Origin of the sequence: Cellulosilyticum sp. WCF-2, from assembly GCF_003990395.1 — a bacterium.
GTDB classification, from domain to species: Bacteria; Bacillota; Clostridia; order Lachnospirales; family Cellulosilyticaceae; genus Cellulosilyticum; species Cellulosilyticum lentocellum.
Window position 1 is genome coordinate 3,983,178 of the sequence record NZ_CP034675.1, and the last position, 25,187, is coordinate 4,008,364.

General features: G+C 34.7%; 22 protein-coding genes. 5 read left to right on the forward strand and 17 right to left on the reverse strand.

All coding sequences use genetic code 11. The features are described from left to right. Positions 1 to 77: 77 nt before the first annotated feature. The gene (gene recD2, locus EKH84_RS18055; protein ID WP_127067362.1) at positions 78 to 2,222 is read right to left on the reverse strand and encodes an SF1B family DNA helicase RecD2; all 2,145 of its coding nucleotides are present in this window, start codon (positions 2,220 to 2,222) and stop codon (positions 78 to 80) included. Positions 2,223 to 2,910: 688 nt separating this feature from the next. Between recD2 and EKH84_RS18060 the strand changes: the two genes are divergently transcribed. Further along, the gene (locus EKH84_RS18060; RefSeq protein WP_190283385.1) at positions 2,911 to 3,813 is read left to right on the forward strand and encodes a copper amine oxidase N-terminal domain-containing protein; all 903 of its coding nucleotides are present in this window, start codon (positions 2,911 to 2,913) and stop codon (positions 3,811 to 3,813) included. Between the two features lie 213 nt (positions 3,814 to 4,026). Here EKH84_RS18060 and EKH84_RS18065 read toward each other — a convergent pair whose 3' ends face one another. The 9 genes from EKH84_RS18065 to EKH84_RS18105 all read right to left on the reverse strand — a co-directional run bounded on the left by EKH84_RS18065 (position 4,027) and on the right by EKH84_RS18105 (position 13,072). After that, positions 4,027 to 4,530: a hypothetical protein gene (locus EKH84_RS18065; protein WP_127067364.1), complete on the reverse strand. Its 504-nt coding sequence runs from the start codon at positions 4,528 to 4,530 to the stop codon at positions 4,027 to 4,029. A 155-nt stretch (positions 4,531 to 4,685) separates the two neighbouring features. Further along, on the reverse strand, positions 4,686 to 5,141 hold the full coding sequence (locus EKH84_RS18070; protein ID WP_190283386.1) for an Rpn family recombination-promoting nuclease/putative transposase: 456 nt from the start codon (positions 5,139 to 5,141) through the stop codon (positions 4,686 to 4,688). Between the two features lie 742 nt (positions 5,142 to 5,883). Then, entirely contained in the window at positions 5,884 to 6,075 is a 192-nt protein-coding gene (locus EKH84_RS18075) for a hypothetical protein (protein WP_127067366.1), read from the reverse strand. Positions 6,076 to 6,131: 56 nt separating this feature from the next. Continuing rightward, positions 6,132 to 6,788, reverse strand: coding sequence for a hypothetical protein (locus EKH84_RS18080; RefSeq protein WP_127067367.1), 657 nt, complete (start codon positions 6,786 to 6,788; stop codon positions 6,132 to 6,134). 350 nt (positions 6,789 to 7,138) lie between these two features. Continuing rightward, positions 7,139 to 7,801 carry a hypothetical protein gene (locus EKH84_RS18085; RefSeq protein ID WP_127067368.1) on the reverse strand — a complete coding sequence of 221 codons (663 nt, stop codon included), beginning with the start codon at positions 7,799 to 7,801 and terminating at the stop codon, positions 7,139 to 7,141. A gap of 840 nt (positions 7,802 to 8,641) precedes the next feature. After that, on the reverse strand, positions 8,642 to 9,550 hold the full coding sequence (locus EKH84_RS18090) for a DUF4435 domain-containing protein (RefSeq protein WP_190283387.1): 909 nt from the start codon (positions 9,548 to 9,550) through the stop codon (positions 8,642 to 8,644). A 9-nt stretch (positions 9,551 to 9,559) separates the two neighbouring features. After that, positions 9,560 to 10,843 carry an AAA family ATPase gene (locus tag EKH84_RS18095; RefSeq protein WP_127067370.1) on the reverse strand — a complete coding sequence of 428 codons (1,284 nt, stop codon included), beginning with the start codon at positions 10,841 to 10,843 and terminating at the stop codon, positions 9,560 to 9,562. A 137-nt stretch (positions 10,844 to 10,980) separates the two neighbouring features. After that, positions 10,981 to 11,583, reverse strand: a complete 603-nt coding sequence (locus EKH84_RS18100; protein ID WP_127067371.1) for a recombinase family protein — start codon at positions 11,581 to 11,583, stop codon at positions 10,981 to 10,983. A gap of 805 nt (positions 11,584 to 12,388) precedes the next feature. Next, positions 12,389 to 13,072 carry a redox-sensing transcriptional repressor Rex gene (locus EKH84_RS18105; RefSeq protein WP_013658008.1) on the reverse strand — a complete coding sequence of 228 codons (684 nt, stop codon included), beginning with the start codon at positions 13,070 to 13,072 and terminating at the stop codon, positions 12,389 to 12,391. 144 nt (positions 13,073 to 13,216) lie between these two features. Here EKH84_RS18105 and EKH84_RS18110 point away from each other — a divergent pair, with 144 nt between their 5' ends. Beyond that, positions 13,217 to 15,127 carry an ABC-F family ATP-binding cassette domain-containing protein gene (locus EKH84_RS18110; protein WP_127067372.1) on the forward strand — a complete coding sequence of 637 codons (1,911 nt, stop codon included), beginning with the start codon at positions 13,217 to 13,219 and terminating at the stop codon, positions 15,125 to 15,127. Between the two features lie 62 nt (positions 15,128 to 15,189). Here the strand turns inward: EKH84_RS18110 and EKH84_RS18115 are convergent, their stop codons facing one another. Both EKH84_RS18115 and EKH84_RS18120 read right to left on the reverse strand, forming a co-directional pair. Further along, positions 15,190 to 16,407 carry a DUF5050 domain-containing protein gene (locus EKH84_RS18115; RefSeq protein ID WP_127067373.1) on the reverse strand — a complete coding sequence of 406 codons (1,218 nt, stop codon included), beginning with the start codon at positions 16,405 to 16,407 and terminating at the stop codon, positions 15,190 to 15,192. Positions 16,408 to 16,489: 82 nt separating this feature from the next. Next, complete coding sequence (locus EKH84_RS18120) at positions 16,490 to 16,717, reverse strand: hypothetical protein (protein ID WP_127067374.1); 228 nt, start codon at positions 16,715 to 16,717, stop codon at positions 16,490 to 16,492. Positions 16,718 to 16,819: 102 nt separating this feature from the next. Between EKH84_RS18120 and splB the strand changes: the two genes are divergently transcribed. Further along, positions 16,820 to 17,842, forward strand: a complete 1,023-nt coding sequence (gene splB, locus EKH84_RS18125; RefSeq protein WP_127067375.1) for a spore photoproduct lyase — start codon at positions 16,820 to 16,822, stop codon at positions 17,840 to 17,842. Positions 17,843 to 17,853: 11 nt separating this feature from the next. Here splB and EKH84_RS18130 read toward each other — a convergent pair whose 3' ends face one another. After that, complete coding sequence (locus EKH84_RS18130) at positions 17,854 to 18,780, reverse strand: helix-turn-helix transcriptional regulator (RefSeq protein ID WP_190283388.1); 927 nt, start codon at positions 18,778 to 18,780, stop codon at positions 17,854 to 17,856. Positions 18,781 to 18,996: 216 nt separating this feature from the next. On the opposite strand from EKH84_RS18130, the gene EKH84_RS18135 reads away from it, so the two are divergent. Further along, positions 18,997 to 19,536 carry a hypothetical protein gene (locus EKH84_RS18135; protein ID WP_127067377.1) on the forward strand — a complete coding sequence of 180 codons (540 nt, stop codon included), beginning with the start codon at positions 18,997 to 18,999 and terminating at the stop codon, positions 19,534 to 19,536. A gap of 46 nt (positions 19,537 to 19,582) precedes the next feature. Here EKH84_RS18135 and EKH84_RS18140 read toward each other — a convergent pair whose 3' ends face one another. Continuing rightward, positions 19,583 to 20,917, reverse strand: coding sequence for a CoA-disulfide reductase (locus EKH84_RS18140; protein WP_127067378.1), 1,335 nt, complete (start codon positions 20,915 to 20,917; stop codon positions 19,583 to 19,585). 292 nt (positions 20,918 to 21,209) lie between these two features. After that, on the reverse strand, positions 21,210 to 22,670 hold the full coding sequence (locus EKH84_RS18145) for a leucyl aminopeptidase (RefSeq protein ID WP_127067379.1): 1,461 nt from the start codon (positions 22,668 to 22,670) through the stop codon (positions 21,210 to 21,212). Between the two features lie 201 nt (positions 22,671 to 22,871). Between EKH84_RS18145 and EKH84_RS18150 the strand changes: the two genes are divergently transcribed. After that, positions 22,872 to 23,408, forward strand: a complete 537-nt coding sequence (locus EKH84_RS18150; protein ID WP_127067380.1) for a cupin domain-containing protein — start codon at positions 22,872 to 22,874, stop codon at positions 23,406 to 23,408. Positions 23,409 to 23,471: 63 nt separating this feature from the next. Here the strand turns inward: EKH84_RS18150 and EKH84_RS18155 are convergent, their stop codons facing one another. Together EKH84_RS18155 and fliB are read right to left on the reverse strand one after the other, a co-directional pair. Further along, positions 23,472 to 23,714 carry a phage tail protein gene (locus EKH84_RS18155; RefSeq protein WP_013658017.1) on the reverse strand — a complete coding sequence of 81 codons (243 nt, stop codon included), beginning with the start codon at positions 23,712 to 23,714 and terminating at the stop codon, positions 23,472 to 23,474. A gap of 248 nt (positions 23,715 to 23,962) precedes the next feature. Next, positions 23,963 to 25,144 carry a flagellin lysine-N-methylase gene (fliB, locus tag EKH84_RS18160; RefSeq protein ID WP_013658018.1) on the reverse strand — a complete coding sequence of 394 codons (1,182 nt, stop codon included), beginning with the start codon at positions 25,142 to 25,144 and terminating at the stop codon, positions 23,963 to 23,965. Between the last annotated feature and the right edge of the window lie 43 nt (positions 25,145 to 25,187).

A 25,187-nucleotide genomic window follows, 5' to 3' on the forward strand; every position in this document is an offset into this window, starting at 1 on the left:
ATTAGGAATTTATCAATAATGACATCTCCTAGAACGAGAATATCCTGATGTATCGTTCATTATACATGAGTAAGCTCCTAAATCACTGATTCACTTTGTAGTCTCTCAGCTAATTTGGTATTTCTATTTTTTACTTCATTGTTCTTCACTGCTACATAAATCGCTTGACGATTACCTACCAACACCACTACCTTTTTAGCTCTCGTTATACCTGTATAAATTAAATTACGCTGGAGCATCACATAATGACTAAAAGTAAGAGGCATGACTACAATAGGATATTCACTTCCCTGGGCCTTATGAATCGTGGTGGCATAAGCCAGTACAAGTTCATCTAATTCTAATGCTTCATACTCTATTTCCCGCTCATCAAAGGTCACTTTAAGCGTACGCTCCTCTAAATCAATGTCTGAAATAAAGCCTACATCTCCGTTAAAGACTTCCTTATCATAGTTATTTCGTATCTGCATCACTTTGTCATTGAGCCTATATTCAGTAGCCCCTCGTTTTAAATGAAGCGTATTTTTATTAAGCGCTGATTGCAGTACTGTATTGAGGTTAGCAGCACCTGTTTCAGAACGCTGCATAGGTGTTAGAATCTGAATGTCTTTGATTGGATTCACCTTATAATACTGAGGTAGCCTTTTGGTACATAGTTTGACAATCGTATCAATAACCCCCTGACTCTCTTCTTGCTCTATGAAGAAGAAATTACTATCCTTACCACCTCTTAAATCCGGATTTTCTCCTTTATTAATCTTGTGGGCATTGGTAATAATTTTACTTCCCATAGCTTGTCTAAAAATACGTTCTAGCTTAATGGTAGGGATAACGCCAGAAGCTATCATATCTTGAAGCACATTGCCTGCGCCTACAGAAGGAAGCTGATCAATGTCTCCAACAATAACAAGAATCATATGATCTGGAATGGCTTTTAATAAATTATACATCAGTATAATATCTATCATTGAAGCTTCATCTATTATAAGGACATCACCTACTAATGGATGATCCTCATTTTTCTTATAACCCTCAGGTGGCTTACATTCTAATAGCCTATGAATGGTCTTAGCCTCCATGCCAGTGGCTTCACTCATCCTTTTAGCCGCTCTTCCTGTTGGTGCAGTCAACAGCACTTCCATCCCTGACTCTTTAAACAAACTAATAATCCCGTGAGTAGTGGTTGTCTTTCCTGTTCCCGGACCACCTGTTAATAGCATCACCTTAGACCTACTTGCAAGATGAATGGCTTCCCTTTGAATATCATCATAAGTCATCTGCTCTGTTCTTTCTAAGAAAGCAATAACCTCATCACTCTTTTTCACTTGCCTTAGCGTATGACCTGCCATAATCTCCTTTAAACGTTTCGCTACCCCTCTTTCACTAAAATAAAAAGGTGGTAAGTAAATGGCATCTGGTTCTTCTTTAATCAGTTCCTTTTCTTTAATCAAATGGTCGATAGTCATTATCACCTTTGTTTCTTCTACCTCTAGTATCTCTACACATTTAGCCACTAATTGCTCTGTTCTAGCAAAACAGTGTCCTTCCTCTGAGAGTTGACTCAGGGTGTAAAAAAGCCCTGCACGGCATCTTTTAAAAGAATCCTTCTCTATCCCTAGCTTAGCTGCTACCCCATCAGCTGTTTTAAAACCAATCCCATAAATATCATCTGCTAGCTGATAAGGATTTTCTTTAACCACCTCAATACTCTCATTGCCATAGTATTTATAAATACGACTTCCAAAAGAAGTGGATACACCATAGGATTGCAGGAAAATCATAATGTTCTTAATCTCCTTTTGATCCTGCCAAGCTTTCTTAATCATCTCTACACGTTTTTTACCTATCCCAGAAACCTCTATAATCCGATCAGGTTCCTCTTCGATAATATCTAGTGTCTGCTCCTTAAATAAATTAACAATCTTCTTAGCATACACAGGCCCAATTCCCTTAATAAGCCCGCTGCCTAAATACTTCTCTATACCATAAATACTAGCAGGCAAAGTCTCCTCCCATTCCTTAGCCTCGAACTGCCTACCATATTTAGGATTGCTCGACCAAAACCCTTTCATAGTAATAACCGCACCTACATTAACAGTAGCCATACTCCCAACTACCGTTACAAGCTCATGATAGCCTTTACACCTGATCTTAATCACACTATAGCCAGTATCCTCATTAGCATAAGTAATGCGCTCTACTACACCACGTAAATTTTCCATTTCACTCCGTCCTTTTACGTCTAATATAAGTCTAGTATATCACATATGACGACAAATAAAAAAATACGTTAAATGCCAAACCAACTGCTCATAAAATTTTTTAAATTTTTATTAGGGAGTCCACTGGTAGCCCACATATATATAAGTGTAAAAACAAATCAAACAACTTCCCACGGCATAATCACCGCAGCTTCAACTTGAGGAACTGACCGGGTCGACCAAGTCTCAATCTGTCGTTACAGGTACCTCTGGCTCTAAGGAAAATGTTCACTAGTGCGCTGGCAGGGAGGCGCCATCTATAAGTTGCCAAAACGTTTTTACACCTTGCACTACCAAATAAAGTTTTTTAACCAGAGTCTTAAGGCCTTAGTTTCCTATCACAAGGGTGCACCGGCTAAGACTTTAAGGAGCTCCTCACTCATTGGTTAAACTTTCATACCTCCCCTTAGTAGGCCTCTTTCTATTGCCAGAAGAGTGCTGAGGAGCCACTTTATGCCTTGACTAAGGCTTACTAAGGAGCTATGAAGGTTTCACTAGAGTCTGGAGCCAATCCAAAAAAGTAACCATGTGTCACGATACATGGTTACTTTTTTTTGCGTTTATCACACCATAAGCTTCATTTTTAACTTAATTGAATTGTTAGAAAATTATGTTATAATACATTTATCTTATTCTAATGAGGTGTGTCATGCATAGAAAAATCAAATCACTATTAATGTTAATGCTATCATTTTTAACCATCGCTCTTCCCCTGTCAACTGAAGCTGCTACTCCAGAAGCTTATTGTCTTTTAAATTATCAAGGGCGTCCAGATCTTACTTCAAAATGGCTTTATATTTTCACCTTCCCTAATCAAGAAACCATATCCTTAAAATTTAAAGAAACTCATCCTTTCTTAATGGTTAATGGAACATTTGTGCCTTCTGCCAATATTCAAATCATTAATAACCGTTCCTTTATTCCTCTTAGAATTGTAAGCCAAGAACTTGGAATGAATGTACGCTGGGATGCTTCTTCTCAAACTGCCATTATTCAAAAAAATGCTTTACAGATTACCGTTAAGCCTAATCAAGAAAAGTTTCTTATCAATGGAGTTGAAGCGCTATCTGAAGATAAAGTATGTACAATTAACGGAAGCCTTTATGTTCCTTTACGTTTTCTCGAAAAAGCTTTTCCTATTACTTTAAACTATATTCCCTATAAGGAGTCTTCACCCTTTTATCTATTAGGAAATCCACTTATTACTATTGATGAAAATTCTACGCAAAAACAACTCACTAAAGAAGAAGCCTTTCAATTCTTACACGCTCAACTCCTTGAGGCATATAATAACTTCTTAACTAATCAAACATATAATCAAAACACTGAGTACTCCAATTCAATTTTGGACAGACTAAAAACCGATATTGACAGCATTCAATGTACAGGTAAAATCTCTCGTTATTGGGTATTTACCGGTCCATATCCTATTCTATTAGATGCCTTTACTGGCGATATTTATTTTGCCAAATCTAAAATTGTAAGGTCTTATATTGAAAAAATGATTATCACCGATCCAGAAGTTTTTGCACTTGATTACTTTCTTGGCTAGTAAAAGTCTGGGGAATTTCCTTAAGACTAAAATTCTTCACTTTTTATTAAAGAATCCTCTACCACATAAAATGCGATAAATATATAAAATAAACAACCAACAAAAAAGAAAACCATGTGTCCATATATAAACTGATCCCCATGGCGACCGCTAATAAGTGATTCATCATCTACCTATGAGAACAGATGCACTCTCACAAGTCTAGATAGAAACTCATTTTTCTATATTAAATTCCATAACAGAGACTTTTATACTTCCTTCTCCATCACTTGACTCCCCAAGAATCATTGAAACTTTATCGCCTACTTTTACATCTCGTATACTACAAGGCTTTTTCTTACCGTTTTTATCTACTTTATATACTTTGGTATAATCTGTGATAAAAGTTGCTCTATCACCTGCTTCATTGTGACAGAATATCATAAAATTAACATAGGTTATATCTAAAGGATCTTTACTCCCTTCATATAATCCTACTTTTTCTGTCAGATCTACAATTTCAGTAACTGTTCCCGAATAAATAGCAGGATAAGGGCAGGGATCTTTAGTCCAATCATATGGAAGCCTAGAGTTATTAGCACCAAGAATAGCCTCTGCTTTATTATAAACATTGCTTATTTGCTTAGGATAAATGATAAGGGTATAACAGCCTAAGGTAATAGTTCCTAAAATTAATAAAGCTCCTACAACACAGAATATAGTAGTTTTAGACTTCATTATAACCCCCTGAGATAATTATTAAATATAAGAATATTGAATATATTTATACACTCATTCCAATAAAAAGTAAATAAGAAATCTAACATCTAAAGACTGATTTCACCATAAAGAATGGCATATGCATTTTTTCTTTACTCATTAAATGTTTGTATTTATCTTGTCTCACCTTTTAATATCTTAATGTCTTCTATACTTAATTCTGTAATATTACTAATCGTCTCAATATCCATTCCGCTAAGTAACATTTTTCTAGCTACATTAAACTTTTCTGCTTCGCGTCCTTGCTGTATTCCCTGCTCTCTACCTCTTTGCTCTGCAGAGTTAACCATATTTGCTTGATCATGTAGTGATTTTTCCCTTGCATAATAAATGCTCATTGTCTCTTCATCACTACTTAAATGTTCTAGTTTACTTTCTGCTTTTTTTATTACTGGTTCCATCGCTACCAACTCCTTCAAAGTCTCCTCTGAAATATCTTTTTCTAAAAAGGCTAACCATCTTTCAATAGCATTGTCTTTATAATTTTTTTCTGTAAGTCTTCTAAACTTAGGATACTCTAAAAAGTGAATTTCTGCTACATCTGTCAGCATATAATAAAATATCCTCATTTTCCTTTTCACCAAATAACTTCTTAAAGATAAAATCATTTAGTGGCTTTACTTTTCTCATATTCTTACCTCTAGCATTTCTTTCTAGCTTTGACTATGTTTTTGAATATTATACCATAAATCCTTTCTCTACATTTTGCTTTCTATAAATTAACCTGTATTACTCATAAAAATATCTTGACAGCCTATATTTAGCTGACTAAGGCAGCTATGAAGGTTTCACTAAAATCTAGAGCCAAGCACAAAAAAGTAACCATGTATCACGTATACTTGGTTACTTTTTTGTGCTGTCATTATTTCCAAAATACTTATCTGTTTTTTCCACAAGTTATGTATGCTCTATACATTGCTCTGCCTTATGAAAATACTTTCCATAGTTAAATTTATTTGCAGTAAAATTTACAGTTATACTCATTACGAGTGAGTTACTCAAAATATGCTTCAATATACAAAGTACATTTCACCTATAAAACCTTGTTTATCAACATTCAAGAATTCTACCACTATTATTCTTACTCTCTTTTCTTATGATCTTTACAGTAACTTCACTGTAGTTTTACTGTAAAAACACCAATATATTTTCATTTCTTAATAATCAATCTTACATTTTCTATTTGCCCATTAAGTGCTGTAAATGTTCTACACGGCATTAACCAAGGATATTGACTTGCTACTTCATCTACAAACTGCTGTGCTTTCTCTATCTATTAATGTCATATCATCTATCATCTTTTTAACTCTTCTACATTCTCTTTAAAAAGAAACTGATCACCCTGTCACCTTCCATATTAGGTGCATATCTATGGGTCATAGGACTAATTACTAAAGCTTTTACTTTCTCATGTCTTAATGCTGCTGCAAAAGTCATATGATGACCATCAAAAAAAGCCTTCATATAGCCATCTAAACAATAAGCTGCTGGCTTATCACTCAATGGTCTCCAAAACAAATGACCATTACCATCTGTTGAATAATACTTTATCTATCCATTCATCTGTCTAATTTAGGAATACCATATCTAGCTAAATGTCCATTCTTATAGCGTACATCATCTGTAACATCAGCAATGACCCATTCTGGTGTTGCAAAAGCTGTAGCTTCCTCCATATTGAGAAATTCTATTTCCATATAAGCAAGCCCCTCTAAATCTCCTTCAAATAAATCGATGGCCACTAATTCACCATCTACCAATAATTGATATCTCATCTTCTGAATGGAATTTCCCTCTTGCTTAGCAACAAGTTTTTCATATTCTTCCTTGGTAATCTGTATATCTATTTCATTTCTCTTTATTCCATCTGAAGTCATGTCATACTTTAATGTAAAGGTATATTGCTCTCCATCATTAATTTTTCTTACTCGCATTTCAGGTGAGAAATTAATATAGGTTTGTTCAAGTTGAAAAACAACTGCCTCAGAAAGATCAAATGGTATTGTCTTTGGATTAATAAGCCACTTCTTTTCGATTTCAACCTCATCTGATAGTAGTTCATCCAATCGCTCATCATATGGGGCTTTTTTGATATTTTGTAAAGCAATAATTGCTAGTAGCATTACAATGATGATACATAAAACAATAATAATATTTTTAGATTTTTTTATAGATTCGCCTGATGTTTGATTAATGTAATCTAGATCATTTTTCATACCCTTCCCCCTTTTACATGATTCTTTTCATCCATTTCCCAACGTAAAATATAGAATAATAATCCCCCAATATATATGTCTATTTAACAAGCCTTTGATTTAAAAATCTCTCTAATGATTCACATCTCAATTATAGTATATTCAAAAAAATTATAAACCATTAAATTAAAATCAACCTATATTACTCATAAAAATATCTTGACCGCCTATATTGAGCTAACTAAAGCAGCTATAAAGATTTTACTAAAGTCTGGCGCCAGGCCCAAAAAAGTAACCATGTATCACCTATACTTGGTTACTTTATTTGTGCTGTCATTATTTACAAAATACTTATCTATTCTCCCCATAAACTATGTATGCTTTATACATTGCTCTGCCTTATGAATACTCTCTCTAAGCCTAATCAATGTCCTACTCATCACTAAATGTGGAAACTTCTCCTCAACATCAGTCACAAACTGTTGAGCTTTCTTAATGACTTCCTGCTCAAATTCATGATGTAAGATGATTGTTTTAATAAAATCTGTTTCACAAACCTCTATTCCTTTTGTAAAAGCTTCCCCTGATTTTAATTCTACTAAACGTCTTGGTATCCCCCTCTGAACAATAGGCCTTCCCATAGATTGAACTTTGAACTTTTTATAAAAACGCACCTTCGATTTCTTATCATCCATCTCATCAATTTCCCGTACTTCAAGAAATTCATCCCTCTTTTGAAATTCAAGCATCTTAGGGCACTCCATCTCACAAACTGTTATATGCTCCACCTCACGAAGTGCCACTACAGCCTCTAATAAATTATGAAACCATGATACTAATAGCTCATCCTGAAAACAGCCTACTGCTAACATCTCAGGATTGATTTCACCGTCATACATATAGCCATAAGAACTCTCATTAAAGCAAAGTTCCAGTAAGCCTTCAATGTTCCCCCACTCCTCATCATAGGCTTCTTTAGTCATCTTTTTAAGTTCATCTTCGTTTTCAACAATTCTATAATTAATTTGGAACATCAGTTTCCTCCAATTAGAATATATCAAAAGGTATGGTGATTTCACTGTGAGAGAGTGAAAAAGGATTTTTGTTGAAGTTCTTGATACTCAAGCTAAAACTAGATTTTTCTAGTATTTAAGAGGTTTTATTTTTATTTAATCTTTTTCATTTTTCACTTTGAATAACTGGTGTTTATTTAAATTTATTTGCAGTAAAATTTGCAGTTCAAATTTTAAACCACTAGTAACTAATCAAACTCAATATTTAGGACTTTATCAAGTATCACAACTCTTGACTTTGCTATGTTTATTATCAACATTATCATCCTTTAAAGCTATTTTTCTATGACTTTATAATGTTGTAGTACGTTTTTAGCACGCTAAGAATTAGATCCTTGGTCTAGCGCGTATGCCAATTGAATAGTTAGTATATAAAAGTGTTGATAGTCAATGTATTTGTATAATGAGCACTAGATTTTCTTAGAAATTGCATTCTAGATTCTATGGAATTATGGCATCAGCACAACTAGGTATTTTCAAGGCCTTAGGTATTTTTTTAAGATTAGGAAATATATATTATTTAGAACCTCTACTTTATAGAACTTAAAATAATTGGTTATACTACTATAAAGATATATTATTCTGAATAAGAAGAGGGGAGAGAACATATGTATTTTGGATTTTCTGTAGGATGTAAAGTTTCTATTATTGGTATTATTCCTTTCAATATTCAATCTTCAGTGCCATTATATTCAACAGGCACCATTATTCAAATTGACCCCTATAACACTTACCCCATTAAGGTTTTTGTTAACAATATAATCTTATCTTGCTTCCCATCCCAATTAAAACTACTTACACCTATGCCAGTAATTTAATTCTATCCTTTATATACATTAATTCATTTTCATCAAACATTGTTGAGGATGTTAAAAGATTTTTTAATTGAGCAATTTGGAAATTAGCCGATGTCCTCCATAAGCACTTTGTCTTGGTCCCACTATCACAATACTTACATGACTTTATTAAATTTCCACATGCATCTTTTAATAAATATGCCCGTTCAATAATATGATTACAATACACATATAATAACCATTTTCCTTTTGCTACATACTTTATATCTTCTCTAGTTATCTGTTTCTCCTCAGCAAACTTATCCAACTCATCTTTTTTTACTTCTATCTGTGGCCAAACAAACCCTAATGCTCCTTTAGAAAATATGCTGCCTGGCTCCTCTTTATATCTTTTTACTGGAATATATCCCGTTTCACATCTTCCTTTTAAAGCTTCCAGTGAAATATAGTATAGCTTATCATATTTATCTGCTAAACCCTGTAACATAAATTCAATAACCCTATCATCCACCATCTTCTCACTCACCTGTGTTAAAATACTTATTAATTTTTTTAATGAATATGAAGTAGTAAGGTGACTTTCATACGAGTAATACTCTAGTACAAATAAACATGGCATATTCGGCACTTCACCTCTATAGTATCGAGTATCCTTATCAATAATTCCCATGATTAATTTTTTTAGTTGAGTATTCACACGTATTTCTTCCTGTATATCATTAATAGCCCTCTCTACCTCTTCACAGCCTTGCCCATATCCTTCTATATTTTCTATTGCTTGTATTGACACGTCTTTATCAATCGTCATACTTATATTTTCATAAAAACTGATATCATCTATTCCTTCTACTAATATTGTTGGAATCCCACTCATAATACATTCAGTTAGAGTTTCTTCTATATCGTATTTCATCATTTCCCCCTATTTTAATTCTACTAAAAACTTATTATTAGCTTTTGAAATAGATGGGCTATGTGAGGCAACAATAATTTGAGAATCTGGTGCTAGCTGGCTTAATGTAGTTAGCAATTTTCTTTGCCACTTTATATTTAAAGAAATTTCCGGTTCATCAATCATTAAAATGTCTTTATATACTCCTTGTATTATAAATATAGTTAACAAAGATAATAAATGTCTTTCTCCGCTAGATAGGTCATGTATCTTATGTATCAATTTCTTATTTCTAAATTTGATTGATATTTCATTTTCAGATATATCAAGATATTTCTCACCTTGAATATGATCATTAAATACATTTTCTAAGACCCTAATAGACTGAAGTATTCCTTCTTCCTTTTCTAACTCCAAGGTCATCTTATAAATTAACTTAGCTAGTAACTTACTTTTCCTACATTCTTCTATAACCTTATCTGTATCCTTATTTTGAAGAATGTCAATTATTTTATCTCTTAGTGTATTTTCCTCGATCTGTCTTAAAGCGCTTAATAACTTTTCTTTATTTTGTATTAATAAGTTACCTAAATCCTCTATATCAATATCTTCTCCCTCTATAGAATTGCATGCATCTGCCAAAGTATCAAATAAAGCTTTTTGTACTCTAGTAGTAGAAATGTGTTTAGCTACCCTGTACCTATTTAATATAATTTCTTCTACTACATCCATGCTAATATTATCCACACTTAATACTTTATTAGAAAAGTCAATAGTATCTTTAACAGTATACGCACTCCTCGCTCTTCTTCTATTGAAACTTAAATACCTAGCTAAATCTTCACTAAACAACCTCATTCTTTCCCTATTTTGAAAACAATCTATATATCTAGGATTCATAGATATAAACTTATATATTTGTGTATCAGTTACATTAATCGTATTTGTTATTCCCCTATTTACACCAAAGAGTATGGATGAAGTGTCCTTTAATTCAGATTCCTCTAACTCACTCCAATCATATGTTGTTGCTATATAGATAAAATCCCCTTCCTTCTTTTCTTCTTTCCTTTGTATTCTTATATTTTTTTCACCTTTTTCTGTAGAATATGTAATAGTAATCTTATCTACATTTTCATTCAATAATACTGTATCTTGCTGATCAAAAATAGCATTTATTATTCTTAAAAATGTAGATTTACCTCCCCCATTTTCACCATATATTACTGCAATATTATATTCAGGGAAAACAACATCTATCACCCTATTTTCATCTTTAAACCCTACAATTCGAATTCTTACTAATTTATTCATTTTTCCTCCTATGTACTATATTGTGGCATATATAACAAAATATTTTAATTTATCTGTATAATACATATCACATCTACATTTAATACTTTTCAATAATCTTATCCTTTTTTAAGATATGCACTTCTTTTATTAGTAGCCTATATATCCCTTTCATAAATATGTATATATTTATGTACAGATTGTCTGCTAACATTACATATCCTTGCCAATTCAGTCTTATTAATCTCTTTATTCCTATACTTTGGATAATGCTTTATAAAACTACTTGGCAAACTATCAACCGTTGTACTCGGTCTTCCTATGACTTTACCTTTAGCTGCTGCATTTGCCATTCCACTCTTTACACGCTCACTTATCATATTGCGTTCCATTTCAGCAAATACACCCATCATTTTTAGCATTCCATCAGTCATAGCATCTAATTGTCCTTTTGTACAATCAACTATAAAGCCACCTATCACGAGCTTCAAATTCTTTTCTTTTGCCATCTCTATAATTTCACATAGTTGCTTTGTACTTCTTGTAATACGTGACACCTCTGTAGTAACAATAGTATCTCCTGCTTTCACTTGATTTAATAGCCTATTTAACTCTATTCGCTCTATCTTAGTACCACTTTCATATTCCCAATATATATTTTTCTCATCCACACAACCTAAAGCTTTAAGTTCTCTTTTCTGCCTATTAATATCTTGCTTATTTTCGTCTGTCGAACATCTTGCATATCCATATGTAGTCATCGCTAGTTTCCACCTTTTGTCATTTATTGACTCAATCATAGCTTGTCTTCTTGAATGTGTCAACAAAAAGGTTTTCTTCATTTCTTTTACATTTTTCCATCATTTTATTAGTAATGCTGACTGATTTTAGTGGTTCAAAAGTGTCAATGAAATCATTTGTTTTATTATAAATATCCCCTTACAATTCACTTGAAATAATTTGAGCTAAACCACTTTCCTGTATAACATTATTATATTAACCCTTACTCGTTCTTTTATAAGCTTATTGTACTCTCATCAAACCACATATAACAACAAAAAGGGTTCGTCTATTTTCGACATTATTAAGACAATCTTTTTTATAAAAAGCACCTTTACGCCAGAAAGCTGCTGGAAATGAGAGGGATGGCTGCCCTCAAGGGGTGACTTGCGAGTATTTTCAGCAGGCACTTAGCAAATTTTTTTGATGGGTTTTAGGGAGACTGTTTGAGCGCCAGCGAGTTTCGACCGTTCATCAAAAAAATAAGCTTAGTGCCTGCGAAAATACGGAGCGGAACTCCGGAGGGCAGCCATCCCTCTCATTTCTTTCCAGTAGCTTCTGATCGCAACTTACTTACAAATGAAAGCATTCACTTTATCTTTGTTCTCACTTTTTCGCCTTTACTCCCCTATTACCTAAAGATCTATCTCTTTAAACGCAAAAAGAAATGCCCATAAGCCTTCTGTCTTCCCAACAAAAGCCTTACGGACATTCCCTTATCTTTATTCACTTCTATCCATTCTTCCCCTCAATATCATTCCCAAAGAACTCCATTAAGCCACCACTTTATTCTTCAATTTGCCCTATACTCTCACTCTTATCTTTCTTCTCTCTTTCAACCTCAGCCTCATTAATCTTATAAGCCAAAGTCATTAATGAATGAGAAAGGTGTACATTTTCAACTTGTACTGTATCTGGTACGAATAAATCCACAGGTGAGAAGTTCCATAAGCCTTTTATCCCCCATTTTGCTAAACTCTCAGCTGTCTCTTTTACTCTTGTTTTTGGCATTGTTAAAATAGCAATTTCTACTTCATTTTCTTTTACGAACTGCTCCATTTTGTCAATATCTTGTACTTCTACCCCGTGTATGCTCATACCAATTAGTCTTGGATTAACGTCAAATAAACCGATTAACTTAAAGCCTCTTTTACTAAATGATGTTGAATTAGCAATAGCTTGTCCTAAGTTACCTACGCCTACAATAATCATTTTATAGTTTTGGTGAAGTCCTAATATCTTTCCTATCTCTGTATGCAAGTACTCCACATTGTATCCGTAACCCTGTTGCCCAAAGCCTCCAAAATTGTTAAGGTCTTGACGAATTTGTGATGCGGTCACATTCATCTTCTCACTTAATTCTCTGGAGGAGATTTTGGTTACTCCTTTTTGTAACAATTCTCCCAGATATCTGTAATAACGTGGCAATCTCCGTATTACATTCATAGAAATCTTTCTTTCTTCCGTCACCTTCTCATCTCCTCATATACGCAAACTCATAACCCTAGTATAGCATTTAAGTTTTTTTTTTGTCAATGTAGATTATTGGCCCCTTTTCTTTCAATTTGCGCTTTTATTTGCTAAAATAATAAAAGGCGTTACAAGGAGGATATTATGATTATTTCATGTAGCAATATCAAGAAAACATTTATTGACCGAGAAATCTTAAAAAATATTAGTTTTCATATCGAAGACCATGAGAAAGTAGCTTTAATAGGAAATAATGGTGTAGGTAAAACAACCCTTTTTAAAATTCTAACTAAGGAATTAGAACCAGATGAAGGTACCATTACTTCTACTAAAGACTGCACCATAGGTTACTTAAAACAACATATGGAGTTAGATTCTACAGCTACCGTCTATGAGGAACTCCTACATGTATTTGATGAAGTCATTGCCTTAGAAGAAAAACTTCATGCCATGGAAGCTGAAATCGCTAAGACTGGTTCTTTAGAACTCATTCATAAATATGATGCTGAACGTATGGTATTTGAAAATAGTAAGGGTTATGAATACAAAAGTTTAGTCAAAGGCGTTCTTAAAGGCTTAGGCTTTGATGAAACCATTTATGATAAACCAGTGTCTATTTTATCAGGGGGACAAAAAAACCGTGTCGCTCTAGGTAAGCTCCTACTTCAAGAGCCTAGTTTATTACTCTTAGACGAACCTACCAACCATTTAGACATTGAAGCTATCGAATGGCTAGAAGGCTTTTTACGTAGCTATAAAGGTGCTGTCCTTATTATTTCCCATGACCGTTACTTCTTAGATAAAATCGTCACTAAAGTCGTTCACTTAGAATTTGGACGTAGCTTTGTTTACAACGGTAACTACAGCGACTACATCATCAAAAGTGAAAAAGAATATGAAGTGGCTATGAAACACTTTGAAAAACAGCAAAAGGAAATTGCCCACCAACAAGCGGTTATTGCTAAGCTAAAACAATTTAACAGGGAAAAATCTATTAAACGTGCTCGTAGCCGTGAAAAAGCTTTAGAAAAAGTAGAAGTCATGGATATGCCAATGATTGATAACAAACCTATGCAGCTAGTACTCACCCCAAGAGTTGTAAGTGGCAATGATGTCTTAAGCATTAGTGAATTAAGTAAAACCTTTGATACCAGCCCGATTTTTAGCCATATGAATATGGAAATCAAAAAAGGGGATAAAGTAGCTCTCGTAGGTCCTAATGGCGTTGGTAAAACCACTGTTTTCCGTATGATTTTAGATCAAATGACTCCTACAACGGGTACCCTAAAATTAGGAAGCAATGTTATTGTAGGCTATTACGATCAAGAACATGCTACCTTAGATACTACTAACACCATTATGGAGGAAATCCAAGGTACTTTCCCAGAACTTAAAAATGGAGAAATCCGTAATGTACTGGCTGCTTTTCTCTTTACGAATGATGATGTTTTTAAACCCATTAGTAGCTTAAGCGGTGGTGAAAAAGGCCGTGTCGCATTAGCCAAAATCATGCTTTCTAAAGCCAATTTTCTCATCTTAGATGAGCCGACTAACCACTTAGATATTCTTTCAAAGGAAATTCTAGAAAGTGCCATATTAAACTATGAAGGCACTGTCCTTTATGTTTCCCATGACCGTTATTTTATCAATCAAACAGCAAGTAAAATCATTGATATGTCTAAAGACGGCACCATGGAATATTTAGGAGACTATGATTATTATATAGAAAAGAAAAAGGAGCTTGCTGCTTCAGCTACTCAGCAAACCAGCGTTGTTGTAGAAGAAGCTACTGCTGCTACCACTAATAAAGAAGATTGGCAAAAGCAAAAAGAAGAACAAACCAGAATACGCCGTATTCAAAACCAAATGGCCAAGCTAGAAACAGCTATTAGCGAAGCTGAAGAAAAAATAGCTGATATTGACGCCCAGCTTTGCCTAGAGGAAGTCTACAGTAACTATGATAAAAGCAGCCTACTCCTGGCAGAAAAAGAAAACTTAAATGCTACCATTACCAAGTATTATGAAGAATGGGAAGCCTTAAGCGAGACACTATAAAAAAAACAAAAAACTGGTTCCAGCTAAAAGCTTTGAGACCAGTTTTTTATTTGCTATTCTTTTTACTGATTATTTTGCACCTGCAAGCGTATCAGCTTAGGTTCTATAATCTCTTTTTTAAGGACAGTCTCTGTATTAGTAGATGTATCCACTACTTTTAAATCACTAAGCCAATTCCATTCATTGAGGTACTGTAAGTAATACGTTGCTGTACCCTTTGTACTAATGACCTTTGTACTTGCCCCTCCTCCTGGAAAGCCTTGTTCATCAGGCAAACTTACTCTTGTTTCTTTTTTCTTTAAATCATACACCTCATTATATTTAACAAATTCACCATACCCCTCATTAAAGATTTTACGGCCTATATAAATGTTATGTTCCTGTAAATTAAAATAGAGCGCGTCACTAGTATGATCAATGCTAGTCACTTTCTCTATATAATTTTCTGATTGACCACTTACTATCTTATTAATTTGATAATTATTAACGCCATTATCACCAGTGGTTTCTTCATAATATAATGCCTCTTCATACTTACCTAATACTACCCCTCGCTCAGTTAGGACTTGACTTATTTTTGTTTCTAAGTCTACTTGATATAGGGTAAGGTCATAATTGTCTTGCATATAACCACTAGTAAAATACATAGTCTCGCCTATTACACCAAAGGAATAGACCATGTCATTGCTTTTTAGTTTACAAACCTCTTCTAAATCTTCTCCATTAGAATGCATTCGAAAAATGGTGCTTTGACTAGCATCTGTACCTGAAAGTCCTATGGTAACATTAAAATAAACCCAACTGTCTACTACCCCTAAAGGTCCGTATCTCAAATAGCTTTGCCTTCCTTCATATGGCGTAGCTACATCAAGGGTACTTTCCTTACCTGCCAGTAGTTTAGCTTCACTTCCATCTAGATTTGCAATCAGTAATTCATTTATTATGGTAAGAGGCTCTGTACTTGTGTCTAAGCTTTCCCAGTCTTCCTGAGTCGTATAAAGTAATTGATCTTCCTCTAAAAGCCACTGACTGATATGATCTGCTACCCTTTCTTCTTTTTGTCTCCCTAATGCCATGCGCACTAAGGTGTTTTTTGCATCTTCTCGAAAATACAACCAGTCCTCCCATTTCACCTCTTCTTCCTCTGGCGCCACAGCTTTAGGCTTATGAGAAGATGGCGTATCAACCTGCAAATGCTCCTCCTTACTTTGACAACCTATGAAACTGCTTATTATCAGCATACTTATTAGCCATAAAAACCCCACTTTTCTTATCTTCACCTAAAATCCCCCTTCCAAAACATTTTTCTGATTTTTCTTTATGTTCCTATCTGATTTTTATTTTACTCACCTACCTCTATTTTTACAATGCTCCTGCTTCATTGTAGAACTGAAGTATGGCTTGTATATTTTCTTTAAGCTTGATGCTCACACTTTCTGGCGATTTAACTTCTATCTTATGAACTCCTACTTCTAGGCATTGAAAATCAACTAAAATAGCATTGTATGTGTTTCCGATAAAGAAAAAAAAGATTGCTGCTAGCACATTAAACAGCATTCTTTTTTTGACTGAATGAATAGTATGTATCATCCATTGAGTGCTTTTATGTACATAATCATTTTGAAATACATACATATTTAAAGAGATTTGGCCAAAAATATTAGTATTTCATACTTTTAGAAAGGAACTATTATGTTTATTCCCAAACGTGTTATATTCGAGAAAGGTGCCCTTGACTATCCCTTAGGCACTGAGCTTTATAACTATTTTAATGAACAAAGCGGCATTGAACTTTTTCAAGTAGCCACTAATCAAGTGAAACGTCAAATTCCTGGTGATGAGCTTCATAAGCAATATCAGCATGGCAAACAAACCTTAGTGGTTGGTGTGAAAAAAAGTCTTAAGTTCCAAAGCTGTAAGCCTTCTGCTCACTATCAACTTCCACTTGTAAGTGGTTGCATGGGACAATGTGAATACTGCTATCTGAATACGCAACTTGGTGATAAACCTTTTGTTCGGGTCCATGTGAATATAGATGATATTCTTAAACAAGCAGCGCATTATATCCATGAACGTCTACCAGAAATAACGCTTTTTGAAGGTGCTGCTACCTCAGACCCTCTCCCTGTTGAACCTTATACCCATTCACTGGCCAAATGTATTACCTTCTTTGGTCAGGAGGAGCATGCACGTTTCCGTTTTGTTAGTAAATATAATGATATTAAAGGCTTACTAGATCTTCCTCATCATGGTCATACAGAAATTCGGTTTAGTTTAAATACACCAACAATCATCAATGCCTATGAGCATCATACGGCTTCTGCTAAGCTTAGGATTAAAGCTTGTAGTGATTTAGCAGCCAAAGGGTATCCTGTTGGTTTTATCCTTGCTCCAGTTTTTCTTTATCCCAATTGGGAAGAAGAATATCATCAGCTTCTTCTAGAAATCAAGGAAGCTTTTCCTGTAAAACCACTTTACCCTATTATTTTCGAGGTTATTTCTCATCGCTATACCCTAAGAGCTAAGAATCGTATTAATGAAATCTTCCCTGAAAATACTTTGCCCATGGTAGAAGATGAAAGGCAATTCAAATATGGTCAGTTTGGTTATGGTAAATATATTTATCCTAAAGATCAGCTTGTAGCTATGAAAACTTTCTTTACGAAAGAATTAGATGCACTTTTTCCCTATAAAGATTTAAAATATATTATTTAATAGCTGCACTATTAACAATAGTGCCTAAGCATAGCTTCTATCTTTTCCTTTAGCCTGACTCTTACACTTTCTGGCGATTTGACTTCTATCTCCTTTCCAAAAGAAAGGAGATAGTTATAAAACCAATCCTCTTCTGGGTACTCTATATAATCTATATTCACCTCAAAATTCCCATCTGCTAGCAGCTTTACCTGCTCTACTTCAAATTCATCGTAAATACGATAGGCAAGAGCCTTACTTACCCATAAGGTAATAGCAATACAATCGCCTTGTTCTCCTATTTCTGGCTGCGGCTTCACCTCTCTCATTTTTTCCTCTAGCACTTCTAATAGAAAACTTTCTTCTCCCTGTTCTATTTGCCTAATACGCGTTAGTTTAAAAAGTCTAATGGCTTTTCTAAGTAAACAATACCCTTCTACATACCAGGCTTTTCCTTTAAAAACTAAACGATAAGGCCAGATACACCTTCTTGTTTTTTCGCCTACCCCGCTGTAATAGTCAAAAGCAACGACTTGTCTATGAATAATACTATATCTCAGTACATTAAAGTTATTTTCTACGTTGCCTTGGTCTCCCCAAGGCGTAAAGTCTACTTGGATCCAATGATAATCTTCGCGTCTAAAAAGCTGTCCTAGTTTATTAAGCGCCTGGCTCCTTTCTTTATAACCTGTTGCCCCTAAGCATTGAAGACCAAATAAAATGTCATTTTGTTCTGCTTCAGATAAAAAAGTCTTCTCCAGTTTAAACCCTTCTAATATACCAATACCACCACCATTTCCCTTATTCGTATAAATAGGAATGCCAGCGCTACTTAAAGTATCTAAATCTCTATAAATCGTCCTAGTAGATACTTCAAACTTTTCCGCTAGCCATTTAGCTGTTACTTTTTCTTTATGAAGTAAAATAAAAACAATCTCAAATAACCGTTCGACTTGCATAGGCTCTCCCTCTTCCATATGTCTTCATAGATTTATCTTATGCTAACTTGGCCGTTTTTTCAAATTTTTGTTTTACCCTACTTTTCTTGCTATGAATTTGCTTTCTATCTGTTATTTTCAAAAACCTATGCTACAATAAAAGAAAAGTAAATGCTTGCATCCAGGCTTATTAAAGGTCATGTTGCTTACTAAAAGTCATTACATAATGGAGGACCTATGAGTAAAAAACCTTTTCTTATTTTTTCCCTTATCGCAGTCCTTATCGTAGGAGGACTTTGGCTTTACTGTATGCCAAGCCTTGGAAAAGATGCACCTAAGCCCACCTCTACCCCTTCTAGCACACTTACGCAGGGGACAACTTTAGAAGAAGCACTAGTAGCTGCCATTGATGAGGTTATGGCGCAAAATCCTGAGTTTAACGATAATGCACGTTATCTAGGCATTGATACTTCTATGCTAACTAGCTTAGATGAAAAGGGAAAAGCAGCTTTATTAACCGCTTTAGAAAAATATAACTTAACCGTCCTTGATGCTCCTTTTGAAAAACTGCAACAAGAGGGTTATATTAAAGATCTCATTTTTACAGAAGGCCTCTTTTTACAAATTGAAGAAGAAGTCGTAAGTGGAAATGAAATCATTCTTTATCCTAGTAAATGGCGCTCTACAACACTACATATTGGTTGTAGTCAGATGGTGCTCACTCAGTCTGACTCTGGCTGGCATCTTAGTACTATTGGCAATTGGTGGCATATGTAACAAAAGGGAATTGTTCAGTTTAAAACGAACAATTCCCTTTTGTTTTTTATTTAGCTACATTACCTGCAATGTTAATGGCATCCCAAGTACGTGCAAATGGTGGCGCATAGCATAAGTCTAGCATCCCTAATTGCTTGGTGGTAAGCCTTGCATAAATAGCCACAGCTAATACATTGGTACGCTGCACCGCATCTTTCCTTCCCACTACTTGCCCACCTAATAATATCTTGGTATTGGCATCATAAATGAGTTTAATAGATAAATCCTCTTGGCCTGGATAATAATCTGTTTGATTTTTATCAGTAATAAAAACAGTTTTATAATCGAGTCCCATGCTTTCAGCTTCGGCTTCACTTAATCCGGTGCGCCCTGCTTCCATATTCATCAGCTTGATACAGCTAGAACCTAAGGTTCCTTCAAAAACTTCATGATTACCAGCTAAATTTTCGCCCACAATACGCCCCAGTTTATTAGCACTTGTTGCGAGTGGGATATAAGCTGGTTCTCCTTTTAATAAGTGAGGAACAGTAGCACAATCACCTGCTGCATATACCCCTGGTAGTGAGGTCTTTCCTTCTTGGTCTACCACAATGGCACCGTTACGTAGGCGCTCGATATCTGTATTGTCTAAGAATGCTGTATTTGGTCTTACTCCTGTTGCTAAAAGTACTAAATCTACAGCTACTTCTTCCTTTTCAGTAACAATGTGTGTTGCATACTCTTCACCTTTAAGAGCTGTTACTTTACTATTTAAATAAAGTGCTACATCATGAGCCTTAAGCTCTGCTTCTAAAAGCTCAGTTACCTCTTGATCAAATACTTCTTTTAAAATACGATCTTCTAACTGAAAAACAGCGACTTCTTTTCCTAATGCTTTAGCAGCTTCTACAGCTTCAAGACCTATAAACCCTGCTCCAATAATGCCCACACGTTTTACTTCTGGTTTTCTTAGGGCTTCACGTAATGCTTTACCATCTGCCATAGAACGAAGGGTATGGACATTTTTAAGATTTAAGTTTTCAATAGGTGGCATAATACTGCTAGCTCCTGTGGCAATCATTAAAGTGTCATAATGATCTTCTTTAATAGTTCCTGCTTTTAAATCTTTTATTTGTAAGGTTTTTGTCTCAGGTATCACCTGAAGCACCTCATGTTCTATATAAAGTTCAATTCCAGACGCTATGAGCTGCTGTGGTGTTCTTGCTAACATTTGTGCTTCATTATCGAAGAATCCTCCTACATAATAAGGCAATCCACAAGCGCCAAATGAAACATGTGGTGACTTTTCATAGACCACTACCTCTGCTTCTTTGTCTAGTCTTCTAAGCTTTGCTGCTGCACTCATACCAGCTGCAATGCCTCCAATTATAATTATTCTCATAGAATACTCCTATTCATTTTCATTGCTTATAGCATATGCGGCATTGATGCTGCTTATACTTCAAGTCTCTCTTGTCCATTATTATAGATTTTACCTATTTTTTCAAGTTAAACCTATTAATATCAATTTTTTGGTAATTATTCTCAAGCTACTTCTATGCCTTTTCCCAAGCTTATAATAAGTAAAGGACTGTTATCTTTTTATAACAGCCCTCTACTCTTTCTTCTATTCTAAGCTAACGCCTTCATTCTGCATCATTCATTCTTTATGCTTAATCATCAATTATTCATTATTAATGATTATGATGACAACCACAAGGCTCTTCTACTAAACGATACAAGGTTCTTACAGGTGCACCAGTACCACCTTTTGTGATATAGCCTTCTGCACTATCTGCCCAAGCTGTTCCTGCAATATCTAAATGTAACCATGGTAAGTCTTGTACAAACTCACCTACAAATAATCCCGCTGTAATCGTTCCTGCAAATCTACCACCGGTATTTTTAAGGTCCGCTACTGTACTTTTATTCATTTTCGCATATTCTTTATGCGCTGGTAATTGCCAGAATTGCTCTCCAGATTTTTTAGCTGCAGCTTGAAGTACTTCGTAAAAGTCTTGGTTATTAGTTACAACAGCTGTTGTACTTGTTCCTAAAGCCACTAAGGCTGCACCTGTTAAAGTCGCTAGGTCAATGATACGAGTTACTTTTTCTTTTTCAATAGCGTAAGTAATGGCATCTGCTAAAGTTAAACGGCCTTCTGCATCTGTGTTAAGAATTTCAATGGTTTTACCTGCCATAGAACCAATAATATCTCCTGGTTTATAGCTTCCTCCTGAAATCACATTTTCACAAGCTGCTACAACAGCAATCACATTGGTTTTTACTTTATTACCTGCAATGGCGCTCATAGCCCCAATAACAGCGGCTGCACCGCCCATGTCACTTTGCATAGTCTTCATAGAATCAGTTGGTTTTAATGAATAACCACCTGTATCATAAGTTAAACCTTTTCCTACAAGCCCTAAAACTTCTTTGCTATCAGCATCACCCATGTATCTCATGACAATCAGTTTTGGCTTACGCTCTGAACTAGCACCTACTGCTAAAAAGGCTTTCATGCCAAGTGCTTCGATTTGCTTTTCATCAAAAACTTCCACTTCACACCCTGCAGCTTTACCAACTTCTACTGCTTTCTCTGCTAAGGTTTCAGGATAAAGTACATTAGAAGGCTCATTCACTAAGTCTCTCGCAATGATTACACCTTCTGCAACTTTTAAGCTAGCTGCTAAAACTTCATTAGCACGTTCTACTTTAGCAGCTGGTACACCTACTAAATAGAATTTCATTGGTGCTTCTTCTTCTGTCTTAGTTTTGTACTCATCAAAGCTATAGCTTGCAAGAAGTGCTGCTTCTGTAATGGCTTTGACATTACCACCTACACAAATGTTGTCTGTTACTACTAGCTTAATGCCTACCTCTGTTACTTTTGCAGCCTTTGCTTTTTTTACACCTTCTGCTATAGCTTGGCGAAGTCCCTCTGCTGTTAATGCTTCTTTATTCCCAATTCCTACATAAATCATATACTTAACAGTTTCTTTAACTATTGGAAGAACAAATACATCTCCTTCTTTACCTGAAAAAGCTTTACTGCTTTTAAGTGCTTCTAGAGTTTTCTCTTGAATATCATTCTCACTTATAGGTACAATAAGTGCTTGCACCTCATCTAATGTCACATCTTTAATGTTTACCATTTCATTTCTCCTTATCTTTTATTCTATTTATATAAATCAATTTAATCATAATCCTATAGATTACTTCTTAAATATTATACCACAATCTAACTCAACTATAAAGTAAGTCAATGATTTTCTATTAAAACCTTTGTCTTTTCTTCACTTATTATCTTTTTTTACATATACTGTTAATGTAAAATTTTTGAAAGGATTATCAAAATGCCTCATTTTAATCCAACGTATCAACATACTATTCAAAAAAACACTTCTTCACAAGATTATCAAATACCTTATTTAAATGGCCATAAAAAAAGTCGTAATATGCCTAACTCAACTCAAGTCATCAAAGATTATGGACCTTATCCCTTCGTGGTTAACATTGAAAAGGTTACAAAGGCTAATGATACTTTTCGTACAGTTCTATGGACCGGAGACTCTCTGCAGCTTACATTAATGAGTATTCCTCCTGGAGAATCTATTGGTCTTGAAATCCATAATGATGTGGATCAATTTCTACGTATTGAAGATGGAACAGGGTTAGTTATGATGGGGGACCAGCCTAATCAACTTGATTTCCAGCAAACTGTATCAGCTAGTGATGCTTTTGTTGTGCCTGCTGGTACTTGGCATAATGTCCTTAACATTGGTTCAACACCGCTTAAGCTTTACTCTATCTATGCACCTCCTCATCATCCTTTTGGTACTGTTCATCAAACTAAAGCTGATGCAGAAGCTGCTGAGAATCCTAATAAATAATTTCTAAACAAATAAAGAGAGCACTCCTATTGGAAAATACGTAGGAATGCCCTCTTCTCATTTTTATGCTCTTACGGGATAGAGCCCTGTTATTGCAATATAATAAGCCATTCCCGGTAGTGGTTCTGCCCCTCTTAAATCAGGCACCTTAAATGTAGTCCTACCATCTCCCCCATAGGTAATACCTATTAAAGAAAATAAAGCTTGATATTGCATAATATTAAGCGTCTGACCTTCGCACTTCATCCATCCTTCCATGGCAAAGGTAAATGGAAATAATTGAATTTGACTTAAAATTGGATCCATAACATTTCCCCTCTATTCCTGATTATTTTATTAATAGTAAACCTATCCATATACACACATAAATTATACATTAAATTCATTATCTTTATAATATTTTCTTTTTACTTTTATATCTTTTTCTGCATCCGTACCTTATAGATGTATATATACGCCTGAAAAACTGACTTCTTAACACGTTCTTTACCTCTCATATAATCTCCTATTTATTTTCACTAGCTATTCATTATATTTCTACCCTGCTTCAGCCCTTACATCTTTCCACTACCAACAATAAGGGCTAAAGTTCCCCAATCTAAAATCGGTTCTTCAAAGCTATACGCTAAACATTTTTCAATCTCATCTTGATCATAAGCTATCATTCTAGCAATCATCATAATAGCATCTCTTACCATGCTGTAATCTACCATCCTTTGTTCTTCTGAGACCCACTTAAGGAAAGTTAATTGCTTAATCCCACAGTATTCTAGTATCACCCACTGATACACCATAACCATATCGTCTAACGTCATATGGTCTCTTAAAACATTTGCCCAAATTTCTGCTGCTAAATAGTTTCTTAAAAGCTTTTCAAACCCTTGATACTGCGTTTCAAAGGCTTCATTTTTCTCCAAGAGCCATGTGTCTGAATAATACTCCTCCAGCCTTTCAGCCAAAACACTATAGGCTTCTATATCCTTAGTATACGTTTCATCCTTACGATAAAGCTGAATGCGATCTAAAAACTGTTCATTTCTTTCCCAAAAAGAATCTATGGCCTCTACTTGCATCGTACGCATTTCACTTACTAATGCCTCTAAATAATCTCTCTCTTTATAAGCTTGTACTATTTCTACTGTCAGTTTTTCTTCCTCTAGAAGTTCTAACAAACAGCAATATGCCATTAAAATCCCCTCAGTTAAGGAATAGGCTTCATCTTGAACACGTTCAAGTAGCATTTGGCGTATCTCTTCTAAGACTGAAGTTTCTTGTCTTTCTTTTTCACCTTCTTTAAAATGGATTCCTTTTTCTTCTTTATAAAGCAAATCAATTACAGCTGGACATCCAAAATCTAATGAATATTCTTCCCTTTTACCTACCTTATGTATATGCCTTGGATAGGTTGTGCAGGTTTTTGATAAATAAGCATCACCCAAATTTACTACCACAGCACAAAGTTTATCTTTATTTAAAAAAGGACAAGTCTTATCTCTATTTAGCTCAATGACTTGCTCTGATTCTTCATGTTCAATGCAGTCACATAACATTACTCGTTTTTTCCCTATAGCAATTTTTTCCACTTTAATTCCTATTTCTTCCAAACTAATCTCTCGCCATTTTTCCAAGGTATCTTCATCTACTGTTATTGCCCACTCCTGGCAGCAAGTAAAAGGACACTCTCCTCCTATACAGCGAAATGCATCATAATAGCTTAGTTTAATAATCTGACTCATATATACGCCATCCCATCTCTTTACTCATTCATCTGTCTTTATA

What these genes read in the sequence shown, in the direction of transcription:
- recD2 (WP_127067362.1), bottom strand. Translation starts at nt 2,222, where the DNA reads ATGGAAAATTTACGTGGTGTAGTAGAGCGCATTACTTATGCTAATGAG.
- EKH84_RS18060 (WP_190283385.1), top strand. Translation starts at nt 2,911, where the DNA reads ATGCATAGAAAAATCAAATCACTATTAATGTTAATGCTATCATTTTTA.
- EKH84_RS18065 (WP_127067364.1), bottom strand. Translation starts at nt 4,530, where the DNA reads ATGAAGTCTAAAACTACTATATTCTGTGTTGTAGGAGCTTTATTAATT.
- EKH84_RS18070 (WP_190283386.1), bottom strand. Translation starts at nt 5,141, where the DNA reads ATGAGGATATTTTATTATATGCTGACAGATGTAGCAGAAATTCACTTT.
- EKH84_RS18080 (WP_127067367.1), bottom strand. Translation starts at nt 6,788, where the DNA reads ATGAAAAATGATCTAGATTACATTAATCAAACATCAGGCGAATCTATA.
- EKH84_RS18085 (WP_127067368.1), bottom strand. Translation starts at nt 7,801, where the DNA reads ATGTTCCAAATTAATTATAGAATTGTTGAAAACGAAGATGAACTTAAA.
- EKH84_RS18090 (WP_190283387.1), bottom strand. Translation starts at nt 9,550, where the DNA reads ATGAAATACGATATAGAAGAAACTCTAACTGAATGTATTATGAGTGGG.
- EKH84_RS18095 (WP_127067370.1), bottom strand. Translation starts at nt 10,843, where the DNA reads ATGAATAAATTAGTAAGAATTCGAATTGTAGGGTTTAAAGATGAAAAT.
- EKH84_RS18100 (WP_127067371.1), bottom strand. Translation starts at nt 11,583, where the DNA reads ATGACTACATATGGATATGCAAGATGTTCGACAGACGAAAATAAGCAA.
- EKH84_RS18110 (WP_127067372.1), top strand. Translation starts at nt 13,217, where the DNA reads ATGATTATTTCATGTAGCAATATCAAGAAAACATTTATTGACCGAGAA.
- EKH84_RS18120 (WP_127067374.1), bottom strand. Translation starts at nt 16,717, where the DNA reads ATGATACATACTATTCATTCAGTCAAAAAAAGAATGCTGTTTAATGTG.
- splB (WP_127067375.1), top strand. Translation starts at nt 16,820, where the DNA reads ATGTTTATTCCCAAACGTGTTATATTCGAGAAAGGTGCCCTTGACTAT.
- EKH84_RS18130 (WP_190283388.1), bottom strand. Translation starts at nt 18,780, where the DNA reads ATGCAAGTCGAACGGTTATTTGAGATTGTTTTTATTTTACTTCATAAA.
- EKH84_RS18135 (WP_127067377.1), top strand. Translation starts at nt 18,997, where the DNA reads ATGAGTAAAAAACCTTTTCTTATTTTTTCCCTTATCGCAGTCCTTATC.
- EKH84_RS18140 (WP_127067378.1), bottom strand. Translation starts at nt 20,917, where the DNA reads ATGAGAATAATTATAATTGGAGGCATTGCAGCTGGTATGAGTGCAGCA.
- EKH84_RS18145 (WP_127067379.1), bottom strand. Translation starts at nt 22,670, where the DNA reads ATGGTAAACATTAAAGATGTGACATTAGATGAGGTGCAAGCACTTATT.
- EKH84_RS18150 (WP_127067380.1), top strand. Translation starts at nt 22,872, where the DNA reads ATGCCTCATTTTAATCCAACGTATCAACATACTATTCAAAAAAACACT.
- EKH84_RS18155 (WP_013658017.1), bottom strand. Translation starts at nt 23,714, where the DNA reads ATGGATCCAATTTTAAGTCAAATTCAATTATTTCCATTTACCTTTGCC.
- fliB (WP_013658018.1), bottom strand. Translation starts at nt 25,144, where the DNA reads ATGAGTCAGATTATTAAACTAAGCTATTATGATGCATTTCGCTGTATA.